At 63.4% G+C, this 13,094-nt stretch carries 13 protein-coding genes; 6 read left to right on the top strand and 7 right to left on the bottom strand.

The window, feature by feature from the left end:
- Positions 1-5 precede the first annotated feature (5 nt).
- Positions 6-743 (top strand): SDR family NAD(P)-dependent oxidoreductase, encoded by a 738-nt coding sequence (locus ASC83_RS16075; protein WP_056064566.1) that lies wholly within the window; start codon positions 6-8, stop codon positions 741-743.
- 134 nt (positions 744-877) lie between these two features.
- Positions 878-1,903 (top strand): phosphotransferase enzyme family protein, encoded by a 1,026-nt coding sequence (locus tag ASC83_RS16070; RefSeq protein WP_056064564.1) that lies wholly within the window; start codon positions 878-880, stop codon positions 1,901-1,903.
- A gap of 43 nt (positions 1,904-1,946) precedes the next feature.
- On the opposite strand, the gene ASC83_RS23995 is transcribed toward ASC83_RS16070, so the two are convergent.
- The 3 genes from ASC83_RS23995 to ASC83_RS16060 all read right to left on the bottom strand — a co-directional run bounded on the left by ASC83_RS23995 (position 1,947) and on the right by ASC83_RS16060 (position 3,486).
- Complete coding sequence (locus ASC83_RS23995) at positions 1,947-2,114, bottom strand: hypothetical protein (protein ID WP_156379521.1); 168 nt, start codon at positions 2,112-2,114, stop codon at positions 1,947-1,949.
- Positions 2,115-2,242: 128 nt separating this feature from the next.
- Positions 2,243-2,491, bottom strand: coding sequence for a DUF2805 domain-containing protein (locus ASC83_RS23645; RefSeq protein WP_056747101.1), 249 nt, complete (start codon positions 2,489-2,491; stop codon positions 2,243-2,245).
- Between the two features lie 113 nt (positions 2,492-2,604).
- Positions 2,605-3,486, bottom strand: coding sequence for a LysR family transcriptional regulator (locus ASC83_RS16060; RefSeq protein WP_056064557.1), 882 nt, complete (start codon positions 3,484-3,486; stop codon positions 2,605-2,607).
- A 144-nt stretch (positions 3,487-3,630) separates the two neighbouring features.
- On the opposite strand from ASC83_RS16060, the gene ASC83_RS16055 reads away from it, so the two are divergent.
- The 4 genes from ASC83_RS16055 (at position 3,631) to ASC83_RS16040 (ending at position 6,923) form a co-directional block, all read left to right on the top strand.
- Complete coding sequence (locus ASC83_RS16055) at positions 3,631-4,329, top strand: class I SAM-dependent methyltransferase (RefSeq protein WP_056064553.1); 699 nt, start codon at positions 3,631-3,633, stop codon at positions 4,327-4,329.
- 216 nt (positions 4,330-4,545) lie between these two features.
- Complete coding sequence (locus ASC83_RS16050; protein ID WP_056064550.1) at positions 4,546-4,971, top strand: hypothetical protein; 426 nt, start codon at positions 4,546-4,548, stop codon at positions 4,969-4,971.
- Between the two features lie 174 nt (positions 4,972-5,145).
- Positions 5,146-5,946, top strand: coding sequence for an alpha/beta fold hydrolase (locus ASC83_RS16045; protein WP_056064547.1), 801 nt, complete (start codon positions 5,146-5,148; stop codon positions 5,944-5,946).
- A gap of 71 nt (positions 5,947-6,017) precedes the next feature.
- The gene (locus ASC83_RS16040) at positions 6,018-6,923 is read left to right on the top strand and encodes an alpha/beta hydrolase (RefSeq protein WP_056064544.1); all 906 of its coding nucleotides are present in this window, start codon (positions 6,018-6,020) and stop codon (positions 6,921-6,923) included.
- A gap of 91 nt (positions 6,924-7,014) precedes the next feature.
- Here ASC83_RS16040 and ASC83_RS23640 read toward each other — a convergent pair whose 3' ends face one another.
- The 4 genes from ASC83_RS23640 to hemH all read right to left on the bottom strand — a co-directional run bounded on the left by ASC83_RS23640 (position 7,015) and on the right by hemH (position 13,021).
- Complete coding sequence (locus ASC83_RS23640; RefSeq protein ID WP_162245498.1) at positions 7,015-8,508, bottom strand: P-loop NTPase fold protein; 1,494 nt, start codon at positions 8,506-8,508, stop codon at positions 7,015-7,017.
- A complete protein-coding gene (locus ASC83_RS23990; protein ID WP_156379520.1) occupies positions 8,505-9,128 on the bottom strand; it encodes a hypothetical protein in 624 nt (207 codons plus the stop codon). Before ASC83_RS23990 ends, ASC83_RS23640 begins: the two co-directional genes overlap by 4 nt.
- A 65-nt stretch (positions 9,129-9,193) precedes the next feature.
- Positions 9,194-11,686 carry a Lon protease family protein gene (locus ASC83_RS16035; RefSeq protein WP_056064541.1) on the bottom strand — a complete coding sequence of 831 codons (2,493 nt, stop codon included), beginning with the start codon at positions 11,684-11,686 and terminating at the stop codon, positions 9,194-9,196.
- A 219-nt stretch (positions 11,687-11,905) separates the two neighbouring features.
- Positions 11,906-13,021 carry a ferrochelatase gene (hemH, locus tag ASC83_RS16030; protein WP_056064538.1) on the bottom strand — a complete coding sequence of 372 codons (1,116 nt, stop codon included), beginning with the start codon at positions 13,019-13,021 and terminating at the stop codon, positions 11,906-11,908.
- Between the last annotated feature and the right edge of the window lie 73 nt (positions 13,022-13,094).

Here is a 13,094-nt window from a genome sequence, read left to right as displayed (position 1 = left end):
GCGCCATGTCTCAAGCACAACCCACCGTAACGCCGTTCACCTCTTTGCAGTCGCTGCCTGATGGCTACCGCGCCCTGGCCATCGGCTCCACCGGTGCCATCGGCAGTGCCTTCCTCGCCCACCTGCAGGCCGATCCGCGCTGCGCCTTGGCCGTGGGCCTGGGCCGCCACACCCACCCGGCGGTCGATTTGGACGATGAAGCCACCATCGCCCACGCCGCCCAGCAGCTCAAGGCCCAGGGGCCATGGCACTGCATCATCCACGCCGCAGGTCTGCTGCATGGTCCCCACGGCATGCCCGAAAAGCGCCTGGGCCAGATGAACTACGCGCAGATGGAAGCCACCTTCCGCTCCAACACTTTTGGCCCCGCTCTCGTGCTGGCCCACTTCGCCCCGCTGCTGCCCAAGCAGGGGCGCGGCCTGTTGGCTGTGCTCTCGGCCAAGGTGGGCAGCATTGGCGACAACCGCCTGGGCGGCTGGTACAGCTACCGCGCCAGCAAGGCCGCGCTCAACATGCTGGTCAAAACGGCGTCCATCGAAATGGCCCGCACCCACCCGCAGGCCGTGCTGGTGGCGCTGCACCCGGGCACCGTCAGCTCGGCGTTGTCGGCCCCTTTCAATGGCGCAGAAATAGGCCGCCCGGCGGCGGATGCGGCGGGCGACATGCTGCGGGTGCTGGATGGGCTCGCGCCCGAGGAGACGGGCAGCTTCTACGCCTACAGTGGCGCGCCACTCCCCTGGTAAGCGTGGCGCGCGGTGCTATGGTTTTGATACTGCTTGCGTACCAGCAGTAAGCGCTGGCGGGCCATTTGCTCAAAGGCACGCCATGTGCCACTGTCCGTGCGCGACCGTCGTATGGCTTGCATGCAGAATGCCGCATGCATTCAACCCCATCGCCCGACACAACACTGGTTGCCTCCCACACCACGGCCTCAGCCGCGTCTGTAGCGCAGTGGGTAGAGCGCCACTACGGCCTGCCCGTGCAGCAGTGCTACCTGATCCGCCGCAACCTCAATGACAACTACGCTGTGCGAACAGCGGACGGCAGCCGCTACGTGGCAAGGCTCTGCGCCATCCGACCGCGCGGTCCGTTCAACGTGGATTTTGAGCTGGCGTTGTTGGCTCACCTGGAGGCGCAGGGCGTGGGTGTGGCCTCTCCGGTGTTGGCGGCGAACGGCACGACCAGCGTGACCCTGTCGTTCCCGGAGGGCCCTCGTGTGCTGGTCCTCTTCCGTCACTGCGAAGGCGCTGTGCCCGACACCCCCGAAGACCTGCACCTGACCGGCGCCACGCTGGCCCAGATTCACAGCGCCGCGCAAAGCTACACCGGCCCCGCAAGCCTCTACGTGCTGGACGGCCACCACCTGGCGGGCCGCACGCTGGAGTACCTTGCCGCCCATCCTGAGGTGGCCCCCACCGTGCTGGATACCTACCGCGAACTGATCCACCGCCTTCTGGGTGAGCTGGCGGATGTTGAAAGCACCTTGACCCGTGTGATGTGCCACGGCGACACCCATGGCTTCAACAACCATGTGTACACCGATGCCGAGGGAGTGCGCCACGCCGCCTTCTTCGACTTTGATGATGCCGGGCCGGGGTTCCTGGCTTATGACCTGTGTGTGTGGCTGTGGTCGAACCTGCCGCGCAAGGCCCCCATGGAGCCCGACGAAGCCTTGCTCAAGCGTTGGCAGCAGTACCTGGCTGGCTACCGCGCAGGCGGCGGCCATGTCACCGATGCTGACCTCGCCGCCCTGCCGCTCTTCGTGCAATTACGGCACCTGTGGAACATGGGGGAGGGCGTGGCGCGTATCCACCACTGGGGTGCCAACATGATGTCGGCCGACTGGATCAAGAAGCAGCCGGATGTGATGGCCGCCTGGGCCCGCCTGGATTTGCCCGCTTGATGGGCCTTGGCCGAGCCCCGATGGGTTGCGCTGGCACCCAGGCTCAGGTCATGTGGCGTGGGGCCACTGGATGCGTCAGTTGCTGCGCATCGCTGGGGTCTTGCTCCAGGCTGTACGGGACCGAGAGAAAGGCCACGCTGAACACAAAAAACAGCGTGGCGGACACGGCCCGGGCGATGGGGAGCACAAAGTTCTTGAGGTCGGTGTTCATAGTGGTTCCTGCAGCGGCTAGAGGTGGAGAAGGGTCGGGGTCAGATGCCGCCTTGACCCTTGCCGCCATGTTGCCGGTACCAGGCTGAACGGGTGCTGAACAGGTGCTGAGCAGCGCCTGCCCACCGCCTACTTGTAGTTCTCCCGGCGCTCCCCAAACTCCCTCACCCGCTTGCGCCACGCCCTGTAGCTGCCCGGCGCCAGGTGCGTACGCATCAGCACCTTGACTTGATCATGGTGCAGACCATGGACGGCGCGGATTTGCGCAAAGCTCACGTGGTCGCTCAGCGCCATCTGGATGATCTCGCCCACGGTGGCGGCGTCCAGCGGTGCGCTCGGGTGGGTGCTCGGCAAGTCGGCGGCGCGCGGTGTGGTCATGGTCAGAGTGTTCAGGTGGTGGCGCGAGGGTAGTGCGCCTGCTTTCACCTTGCGCTGCGGTGGCCCTTTCACCCTTACCATGCAAGCCCTCCCCGACCCCTTGGCGCGGGCGTTCAGCAATCTAACGACAGCCCCTCGGCCAGCGCCTCAAACACCACCCGAATCCGCCGTGATGTGCGCAGCTCGCGGTGCGACACCAGCCAGACGGGAAAGCGCACAGGCGCCACATCGTCCAGCACGCGGACGATGCCCGGCGTTTCGCGGGCGATCTCGTCCATCATGGCGCCAATGCCCATGCCCTGGCGCACCAGCGCCCAGTGGGCCGCGGTGTGGTCGGCGTAGCAGGTGAAGTTGTCTTCGCTCAGGCTCAAACCGTACTGACGCAGATACGCAAGGTACTGGCCGTTGCGGTCTGACCCCACAAACTCCGCGTTCACAGCGTCCTCCGCGCTGCGCGGGTGGCCGTGGGCCTGCACCCAGCTCTCCGACGCGTAAAAGCAGGCCCGGGCCTCGCGCACCAGGCGCGCGATCAGCTCGGGCTGCTCGGGCTGAACATGGCGGATGGCAATGTCGGCCTCGCGGCGCAGCAGGTCGCTCAGCGCGTTGGAGGCGATGACTTCCACGGCAATGCCTGGCTCCTGTGCCCGCAGGCGTTGCAGGATGGGGGGCAGCAAGTGCGTCGCTACTACATCGGTGGCTGACACCGACACCACGCCCCCCACCGCCTGTGACCGCCCGCTGGCGGCCAGGCCCAGGGCCTCTGCAGCAGTGCCCATGGCACGGGCGTGTTCCAGCAGGTCCAGCCCGGTGGGCGTGAGCACCATGGATTTGCCCACGCGCTCAAACAGCGTCACGCCCATCTGCTGCTCAATGGCCGCCACCTGCCGGCTCAGGGTGGGCTGGGTCAGGCCCAGCTTGCGCGCGGCGGCAGACAGCGAGCCGGTCTGCGCCGTTTGCAAAAACGCCTTCAGTTGGTTCCAGTCGAGGTTATCCATGCGTAAACGTATATGTTCACTGCAATTTACCGCAGTTTCCTGAGCTTCAATGCATGGATAGCATCTGGGTGTTGCTCATTGCACTTGCCTCCACAAACTGCCTCTTTACCTCGCCGCTTCAGCACTTCACCCGGTCTGCACACCATGTCGTCTTCTGCCATTGCTCCCGCCACTCGCGCATTGCCCTCCGCCGCCACCCCGCCGGCTGCGTCAGCCAAAGCGCGCTTCTGGGACCGCATTGCACCCAAGTACGCCGCCGACCCCATTGCCGACCTGGCAGGGTATGAAGCCACCTTGCAGCGCGTGCAGGGCCTGCTGTCGCCCCAGCATGACGTGCTGGAGATTGGCTGCGGCACCGGCAGCACGGCGCTGCGCCTGGCGCCATTCACCCGCAGCCTGCTGGCCACCGATGTGTCGTCGCAGATGATCGCCATCGCCCACCAACGGCTGGCCGCGCAACCGTCAGCAGCCTTACGCTTCGCCGTGGCCGACGCAGAGGCCATGGCCCCAGGGCCTGAGGTGTACGACGCGGTGCTGGCTTTCAATGTGCTGCACCTGATGACCGACCTGGACGACGCGCTCAGGCAACTGGTGAAGGTGCTGCGCCCGGGTGGGCTCCTGATCTCCAAGACCGCCTGCATCGCAGAGATGAACCCGCTGATCCCCTACCTAGCCGTGCCCCTGATGCGCGCCATCGGCAAGGCCCCGCCGGTGCTGTCCTTTGACGAACAGCGGCTCCGCTCAGCCATGGTGCAGCAGGGCCTGCAAATCGTCTGCACCGAGCGGCACGGCACGCGCGGCAAGGACATCCGCGCCTTCATCGTGGCCCGCAAACCGGGCTGAGTTTTACCCACCCACTTCACACAGGCTGGCGGCTTTACAAGGCCGCCGGGCGGAGCTTTGCCCACGCATGCGCTACCGGTCCTCTGTGTTCATCCCATGGACTGCAGAAGGGCTCACTCACATTCGCTTTGCTGCGGCCCTGCCGTCATCACACACCTCTCTGCCCACACGGCTTCGCCCGGTCACCCACAACCTCTCATCACCGCCACTCACACCATGAACCATCGCAACCACCCCCTGTCTCTCACGCTCGTCGCTGGCCTCGTCGCAGCCGTGGCATTCCTCACCGGCTGCGCGTCCACCCTCGACCAGGCGGGGCTGGAGCAGCGCACTGCGCAAGCCATTGGCCGCACGGCAGGCCAGTTCACCATCACCGACCGGCAGGAGGAAACCGGTGGCCGCATCAACTACACCGTCAACACCCGTGACGGCGCCAGCTACCGGTGCTACCTGTACGGCGCAACGGGCTTTCAGAAAGTCATGAGCTTCGGCCAGACACCCCATTCCGACGCCGTCTGCACCGCCATGGTGGGCGGCGCGGGCAATGGTGGCGCCCAGGCTCCGGCAGCAGCCGCTCAGCCACAGGGCCGCGCTGCGCCCAAGGAATGCAATGCTCTGCTGCGCACGGCGGGCCGCTGCTAAGAGCGGCCCACAAAAATCTTCTGGCGTCGTTGCTGTGTCTTGTCGTACTGCTCGTACTGCCTGCGACACAGCGCCTGGCCAGAACCGCTTCGCTGAGTTCTGTTAGCCGCTCTCAATGGCGCCGCGCTGCTTTGGCCTGCGGGCCATGAACCTGTATGCAAAGGACTTGAGACCATGAACCGATGGCACTGGGCCAGCCTGCTGCTGGCAGTCTGCTTGAGCGGTTGCGCCAGCTTGCCCGGCGCCACCACCGACACGGCGGACGGGCGCACGGTGGAATACGTGCAGGCGGGGCAGGGCACCCCGGTGGTGGTGTTCGAGAACGGGCTGGGCGCCCGGCTGGACTGGTGGTCCAAGGTCTGGCCCGACACGGTGGCAGAAACCCGCGCGCTGGCCTACAACCGCGCGGGCTACGGCCGCAGCGATGCTTCCCCCCAGCCGCGCGATGGGGCGCAGGTGGTGCAAGAGCTGCGCGCCTTGCTCAGGGCCCGCCAGCTACCGCCCCCCTATGTGCTGGTCGGCCACTCGCTGGGAGGCCTGTATATGCAGCTGTATGCGCGCCAATACCCCGCAGAGGTGGCGGCACTGGTGCTGGTGGACTCCACACACCCCGAGCAGATGCGCGGGGCTGGCAACCCCGACCTGTGGCCGACATGGCTGAAAGTGGCCTTCCGCCTGGGCACCTCTGATGTCGTCAAACAAGAGCTGGCAGCGCTGGATGCCACGGGGCAGCGCGTTGTCAGCCTGCCGGTGGACCCAACCCTGCCCGTGTTTGTGCTGAGCGCACTGCAAACCCCCGGGGCTTCATCTGCGCTAGCCGAAGAGGTGCACCAAAAACGCGCCGACTTTGCCCACCTCTACCCCGGCTCCACCCAGGTGTGGGTGGACAGCGGGCACGGCATCCCGCTGGAGAAGCCCGAGGCCGTGGTCAGCGCAATTCGCGCAGCATTGCAGGCGGCCCGCGCGCCACGCTGAAAGCGGTGGCGGCCACGCTAGTGGCAATTTCATCGTGGCGTGGCAACCAAACCCCGTGCCAGAATGAAACGATGAGCACCACCACCTCCTCCTTCCAGTCCAACGCAGACGGCACCCAGGTCACCACCTACACCTGGGCCCAAACCCCGGGTCAACCAGTGGGCGTCGTTCAAATCTCCCACGGCCTTGCCGAGCATGGCGAGCGCTATGACCGCTTTGCGCGGGCCCTGAACGCCGCAGGCTTCATCGTCCACGCCGTGGACCATCGCGGCCACGGGCGCACGGCAGGTGGCAAGCTGGGTGACTTTGGCAGCGCAGGCTTTAGCGGCCTCATTGCCGACGTGGCCCAGTTCGGCGCGCTGCTGCGTGCGCAGCACGGGCCGCAACTGCCCGTATTCCTTTTCGGCCACTCCATGGGCTCGTTCGCAGCGCAGGCGGCCATCCTGGACCATTCCTCCACCTGGTCCGGCGTCATCCTGTCAGGCTCCACCGCCCTTGACCTGCTCGCCGCCGCCATGGCCAATGCGCCCGCTGACGCGCCCGCAGGGCTCGCGGCGTTCAACGCAGGCTTTGAACACCGCACCGGCTACGAATGGCTGTCGCGCGACGCTACGGAGGTCGATGCCTACGTGGCCGACCCGTGGTGCGGCTGGGACGTGCCACCCGATGTGATCCCCTCACTCTTCGCTCCCGCGCAACGGCTAGCCGACCCCGCACAACTCGCACGCCTCCGCAGCGACCTGCCCATCCTGATCGCATCCGGCGACGCTGACCCGCTGGCCGCAGGCGGCGTCTTGTTGGAGCAACTGGGGCAGCGGTATCGCGATGCCGGTGTGGCCGATGTCACGGTCAAGCTGTACCCGATGGCGCGGCATGAAATCTTGAATGAGACGAATCGGGAGGAGGTGACTGGGGATGTTATGAACTGGCTGGCCGCAAGTGTTGGCGTTATGAAGGCAAGGCTCCAAGTGGGTTAGCCAAAATGGGCAGGCTTTGCTGACGCTCATCGCCGCACCGGCTATCAATTGATCATTCTTGCCGTTCGCCCCCTCTATTTCCGTTGATCTGCTAGACCGTGCGCTGTGAATTATTAATGTTTGCTGCTAGTTGAATTAGTTCATTGTAGTAGTCTAAGTTTGTTATTTCATGGGATAGAGAGTTGAAAATAAATCCTGCGATCTGCCCTGGGTGACTATTTGCTGTGGCTCTCGTTAGGGAGTTATTTAGTTCGGGTTGGGTGCGTTTTCTGAGTGAATGATATTTTTCCAGTGTGGCTAGAATGGATGAGTTTCCAGATTGTAAAGACCCATTCTGATCGTGATATGTAAAGCTGAATGTGATGTCTTGCGTTATCAAATGCGCAATTTTCTCTGAGAATGTTTTACCCCCATCGATTTGAATTGATGTGTAGGTTGTCGGGCTTTTGTGCTGTATAGCTGCAAGCGCGAAGAGATATAATAGATGGATTTGATGGGGTGTCGGAAGCGAGCCGGCGACTGCCTCGCTTTTGATAAAAACTTGTTGTTGACTTCTAAGATCAAGTCCAAATATTTTTGAGATATTGCTAAAGCAAGTTGTTTGTGTCACGACGGATTGACTCACATGCAAACCATCTGAAGGAAAGCCGCCGTAATAAGGTCTGTGTTCTAAAAGGCTGTCTTTTAAAAGTAATTTGGCAAATGCCTCGTTGTTTGGTGGAGGCAGTTGGTAGTCAAATTCGAAAAATCTCTTTAAGTACATGTGTCCATTGAAACCTGGACCATAGACTGCTCTGACTGACTCTGAAAGTTGCCCCAGGTTTGTGCTGAAGACAAAGCAGACCCCTTTTGCGTTGAATAGGTGTTTTACCCCTTCAAGTAGGCTGATTGCATATGTCGGTCGACAGCGATCCAGCTCGTCAATGCAGATGTAGATAGGCATTCTTTTTTTGCCGAGCGTCTCAAGATCAAGTGCAAGCTGAGCGAGCTCTTTGGTGAAGTCTGCAATTGCATTTTGCTTTTTTATATGGTTGTCGAGTACCTTTTCGAAAACCTTCTCCAAGGATTTTTCTGAAACCAAACTGCCTTCGTCTTTGGAGCTATCCTCGTCTTGGGCAAGAATTTCTCCCACAGCATCTACGGCTGCCCGGGTAATAAATTTCGCTGCTACCCCCTTTGCAATTTCTATGCTAGCCGGGGCTAAAACAGATTTTGCTTTTTTGAAGACTTTGTTGCCTTGTTGCTCTATTTTTCGGGTGACTTTTGTTTCTACATCCAAGGTGCTAAATATTTTTCTTGCTTCGCTCTGAAGAGTTGCAAGAAGGCCAACCAACGGGTCATCTGAAAGATCATTTTTCCAAGAGTCAAACCTGATGACTGCGTGACCATCTCTCTTTAGATCTTCTACCCATCTCTCGATGAAGAAGCTTTTACCGCTTCCCCAATCACCATCCAATGCCATGCAAATCGAACCAGTGGCCTTTGCGGAGAGATAGCGCTTTTGAATGACGTTGTAGATGAAGTCGGCCACTAGGTGTCGCCCCATCACATCATCCGGCCAAGCTTGAGTAGTCGATGAGTTCATCTGTTTCGATTGTGGTAAGTCCATGCGTGAAGTCGCGCAAAGCTTGCGTCGTCATCTTCCCAAACTCTGCTGCTGATACCTTGTGCGGGGAAGATGGCATCGAAGAATGCGGGGTCTCGTTCTCCCCATGTTTCCATGTAATTTCGGACAGTATTCATTCGCTTGCCCGAAACATCATCCGCGAGAAATCGCTTGTAAGAGTCCCGTCCTACATGATTGTTGTGAAGTTCGGCCAGTCTACTGGGGCGCGAAGCTTTGTAGATAAGTTCGACAATTGCGTAAACGATGATGCCGTCTTGGGCTTGAAATCCAGCGTCATGTTTAATTTGAGCTAATGCGTCTCCTTTGCGCCTGCGTATTTCTGAGGTCTGGAGCGCGAAGTTCACTTTGAATTCGCAGCGGGTGCATGTGTTTTTTTCAACATCGCAAAGAAGTAGGTCTGCCCGGCGTCTAGACTCAGTAAAAGCCATCCTGCCTGTGGTTTTTTCAAGGTAGGGCGTACAGACATTCCGTAATGTCTGTTCAAACCCTCCATTGCGTAGTCCACTCATAAACTCGGTTCTCCACAGGGACTGAAGCCCCTTTTGCAGACCGTCCTGAAATGCTTCGTAGTTGTTCATCGACTGCATCCCCCCGCGTATAACGCGGCCTGTTTGGTTTCAGTTAGGAAACAAAATCGGTATCACTACCGCCCCCGCCCCCGCCCCCATCTCCCCCTCCGCGCGCCCCCCGCCACCTGACAAGCCCTCCGATACGCCCGCAGCGTCACTTCCGCCCGCTGCATCACCGTGTCCTCCACCGTGGCAGCACCTCCGGCCAATTCATCCGCCTGCGCCTGCAGCAACTCCGCTGGGCTCATGCCCGACGCCTCGCCCGTCAGCAGTGCAATCCCCTCGCTCACATGCCCCATGGTGTAGACATGGAACAGCCCGCGCTCCACGGCATCCAGCACGCTGCGGTCCAGCATCAGGTGGCGCTGGTTGCGGGCGGGGATCAGCACGCCGTGGGTGCCGTCCAGCCCGGCCGTCGCGCAGGCGCGGAACCAGCCTTCGATCTTTTCGTTGATACCGCCCACGGGCAGCACCTCGCCGTGCTGGTTCAATGCGCCGGTCACGGCGATGCCCTGGCGCAGGGGCAGGCCTGACAGGCTGGACAGCAGCGCGTACAGCTCGGCGCACGAGGCCGAGTCGCCTTCCACGCCGCTGTATTCCTGCTCGAACACGATGGATGCATTGAGCGCCAAGGGCGCTACATGGCTGAACAACGCGGTGAGGTAGCTGTGCAGGATGAGCACGCCTTTGTCGTGGATGGGGCCGGACATATCGACCTCGCGCTCGATGTTGAGCAGGCCCTCTTGCCCGGCAAAGGTGCGCGCGGTGATGCGCACCGGAAAGCCGAAGCGGTAGTCGCCCAGGTCGATCTGCGTCATGGCGTTGATCTGGCCGGTGATGGAGCCCTGCAAGGTGATCAGGCGCTCGCCCTCGGTGATGGATTCGTGCAGTTCTTCTTCGGGCTGGTTGTGTCGCAGGGTGCGGGCGGCCAGGGCAGCTTGCACGTCGGCGGCTTGTACCAGGGTACCTGCGCGGGCCTGGCACAGGGCGGCGCTTTCGATGGCGAGTGCTTCGGTGTGGGCAAAGCGCGCGCTTTGGCGGCCTTGGTCGTCGGCCTCGCGGTGTGATTGCTCCAGCAGCAGGGCCACGGCGTCGGCGGCAAAGTGGGGCAGGCCGCGCTTTTTGCAGACTTGCGCGACCAGGATGGCTGAGGACTGGTGGGTGCCGGGGGTGGCGATGAACCGGTCTGAGAAGTCCACCTTGACGCGAAAGCGGCGCGCGGCGTCGGGGTCGGCCTCTTGCAGCGCGTAGTACTCCTCCACCGATCCGATCAGCACAATCTTCACATCCACGTCCACCGGCTCGGGCTGCAGTGCCACGGCCCCGCCGGGCGCATGGGCGGGGCCGCCGCCACCGCTGCCGTCTTCGATCTGCAGGCGCCCACAGCGCAGAAAGCGGCGCAGGCGCGGCCACAGGCCTTCTTCGGCGGCCAGGTCGTGCAGGTGCAGCAGGATGAAGCCGCCATGCGCCTTGAGCAGGCTGCCCGCGTGGATGCTGGCGTGGTCGGCCTGCACGGTGTCGGCATCTGCGCCGTGTTCGATGCTGCCGAACAGGGTGCGGGCCGTGGGGTTGTCTTCCACCACCACCGGGGCGCTGGTGCGGCCGTGGTTGTCCACCACCACGTTCACCTGGCAGCGGGCCAGCAGGTCGTCCAGCGCGTCCTTGCGGTCGTCTTCGGCGTCCTGGCCTTGGTCGGTGTCGCCGGGCTCGAACAGGTCGATGTGGTCCAGCACGGCGCGCTCCACCTGGTCCAGCCACTGCGTGAGCTTGACGGCGTCTTTGATCTGCTTGCGCAGGCCCTGGCGGATGCCGTGCAGCGCGTGCTCCACCAGGGGCTTGATGGTCTGGCGGCGCAGGGCGGCCAGGGTGTCGTCGCGCGTGCGTTCCAGTGGGCGGGTGGTTTCGAGAAACTTGGCGATCTCTGCGCGCAGCTCCTGCTCGGCGGCGTCGATCTCGGTGCGGCGCTCGCGGGGCAGGGCGCGCGCCTCGCCTTCGGTCAGCGGCTGGCCCTTGGGGCCGGTGAGGGTGAACACCATGTGCCCGGCCTCGCGGCTCAGGCGGAACTGGCGGGCCTCGGCAAAAGCGTCCAGCGTTGCAAAGGCTTCGTTCTCTTGGGCTTGCCAGGTCTTCTCGATGCGCTCGGCCTCGGCCTTGAAGTCGGGGCTGGTCAGGCGTTTGGGGATGTCGGCCTGCAGGCTGCGTGCCATGTCGGCCAGGCCCTGGCGCAGCAGGCGGCCCTCGCCTGCGGGCAGGCGCAGAGCGCGGGGGCGGTCGGGCTGGTCAAAGTGGTGCAGGTAGCACAGGTCGGGCGGCACCGCGCGTTTCGCGGCCTCGGCCTGCATGGCCTGGCGCAGCAGTGACGCCCGCCCGCTGCCCACTTCGCCCAGCACAAACAGGTGGTAGTCCGGCTGCTGCATCGCCAGGCCAAATTGCGCGGCGGCCTGGGCACGCTCCTGCCCGATCCAGGGCAGGGGCAGGTCTTGCAGCTCGGCGGTGCTGGCAAAGCCCAGCGTGGCGGGGTCAATGGTCAGACGCAACTGGTGGGGGGCAAGGGCAAATGCGGGCATGGGTGCGGATGTGCGGAGGTGGTGGTGCGGGGCCGTCAGGGGCGGCCAGGAGGCACCCTTTCACCAAAATATGAGTCAAAACGGGCTCATGCGCTAGTGCAATATGCCCTGGTTGCTATCAATAGTGTAGTGGTGGGCCAGTGCGCACATGCATTCTGGCCCTGCGCCAACGAGGCCGCCAGCGCGGCTACCCCGTGGCGCCATCACTGCGCTATGTCGTCATTTGTGCGCCACAGGGCACACGCCTTTGGGCGCACCACCGGCCAGCGCGTGGCTGCGTGCGTCGGCCAGTCCGGCGGCGGTGGGGGCCTCGGTGGGCCAGCCCGCCAGGTGCTGCTGGGCCACGCGGCTCAGGGCGGTGATCCAGTGGTGGTTGTCGTTCAGGCAGGGGATGTAGTGAAACTCCTGGCCGCCCGCGTGCAAAAACGCCTCGCGCACTTCCATGTTGATTTCTTCCAGCGTCTCCAGGCAGTCGCTGGTGAAGCCGGGGCACACAACGTCCACCCGCCGCGTGCCCGCCTTGCCCAGCGCCTCGATGGTGGGCTGGGTGTAGGGCTCCAGCCACTTGGCCTTGCCAAAACGCGACTGGAAGGTGATGCGGTAGCGCTCCTCGCGCAGGCCCAGGCGCTCGGCCAGCAGGCGGCCGGTTTTGCGGGCCTCGCAGTGGTAGGGGTCGCCCAGGTGCAGGGTGCGCTCGGGCACGCCATGAAAGCTCATCACCAGCTGGTCGGGCTGGCCGTGGTGCTTCCAGTGCGTTTCGATGGTGCGGGCCAGGGCGTCGATGTAGCCGGGGGCGTCGTGGTAGTGGTTGACGAACCGCAGCTCGGGCACGTTGCGGGTGGCGGCGGCCCAGGTGTAGACGGCGTCAAACACGCTGGCTGTGGTGGTGGCGGAGTACTGCGGGTACAGCGGCAGGATGAGGATGCGCGTGGCGCCCTCGGCCTTCAGCGCATCGAGCTGGCTGGCGATGGAGGGGTTGCCGTAGCGCATGGCGTGGCGCACCAGCACCGCGTGGCCCGCCTCGCCCAGCCAGCCGCGCAGCAGCGTGGCTTGCTTGGCCGTCCAGTGCGCCAGGGGCGAGCCCTCGGGCGTCCAGATGCTGGCGTATTTGGCGGCCGACTTGGCCGGGCGCGTGCGCAGGATGATGCCGTGCAGGATGGGCATCCACAGCAGTTTGGGAATCTCCACCACGCGGTGGTCACCCAGGAACTGCGCCAGATAGCGGCGCACGGCCGGGGCCGTGGGTTCGTCGGGCGTGCCCAGGTTGCACAGCAGCACAGCGGTGCGGTCGGCTTGGCCGTGAGTGAAAGGGGGTTCGGGGTGGAAGGAAGGCATGCGGCATTTTCACCCACGCGCCGGGCCAGTGCGGGCTGGGAGCCTATTTGCCGCCCGGCACACAGCTGCCTGC

The organism is Acidovorax sp. Root402 (genome assembly GCF_001425125.1).
GTDB classification, from domain to species: domain Bacteria; phylum Pseudomonadota; class Gammaproteobacteria; order Burkholderiales; family Burkholderiaceae_C; genus Acidovorax; species Acidovorax delafieldii.
This window is presented reverse-complemented; position numbering and strand designations above follow the sequence as displayed.

Bases quoted from the DNA above. Each gene is read 5' to 3' on its own strand.
- ASC83_RS16075 (WP_056064566.1), top strand. From the start codon at position 6: ATGTCTCAAGCACAACCCACCGTAACGCCGTTCACCTCTTTGCAGTCG.
- ASC83_RS16070 (WP_056064564.1), top strand. From the start codon at position 878: ATGCATTCAACCCCATCGCCCGACACAACACTGGTTGCCTCCCACACC.
- ASC83_RS23995 (WP_156379521.1), bottom strand. From the start codon at position 2,114: ATGAACACCGACCTCAAGAACTTTGTGCTCCCCATCGCCCGGGCCGTG.
- ASC83_RS23645 (WP_056747101.1), bottom strand. From the start codon at position 2,491: ATGACCACACCGCGCGCCGCCGACTTGCCGAGCACCCACCCGAGCGCA.
- ASC83_RS16060 (WP_056064557.1), bottom strand. From the start codon at position 3,486: ATGGATAACCTCGACTGGAACCAACTGAAGGCGTTTTTGCAAACGGCG.
- ASC83_RS16055 (WP_056064553.1), top strand. From the start codon at position 3,631: ATGTCGTCTTCTGCCATTGCTCCCGCCACTCGCGCATTGCCCTCCGCC.
- ASC83_RS16050 (WP_056064550.1), top strand. From the start codon at position 4,546: ATGAACCATCGCAACCACCCCCTGTCTCTCACGCTCGTCGCTGGCCTC.
- ASC83_RS16045 (WP_056064547.1), top strand. From the start codon at position 5,146: ATGAACCGATGGCACTGGGCCAGCCTGCTGCTGGCAGTCTGCTTGAGC.
- ASC83_RS16040 (WP_056064544.1), top strand. From the start codon at position 6,018: ATGAGCACCACCACCTCCTCCTTCCAGTCCAACGCAGACGGCACCCAG.
- ASC83_RS23640 (WP_162245498.1), bottom strand. From the start codon at position 8,508: ATGAACTCATCGACTACTCAAGCTTGGCCGGATGATGTGATGGGGCGA.
- ASC83_RS23990 (WP_156379520.1), bottom strand. From the start codon at position 9,128: ATGAACAACTACGAAGCATTTCAGGACGGTCTGCAAAAGGGGCTTCAG.
- ASC83_RS16035 (WP_056064541.1), bottom strand. From the start codon at position 11,686: ATGCCCGCATTTGCCCTTGCCCCCCACCAGTTGCGTCTGACCATTGAC.
- hemH (WP_056064538.1), bottom strand. From the start codon at position 13,021: ATGCCTTCCTTCCACCCCGAACCCCCTTTCACTCACGGCCAAGCCGAC.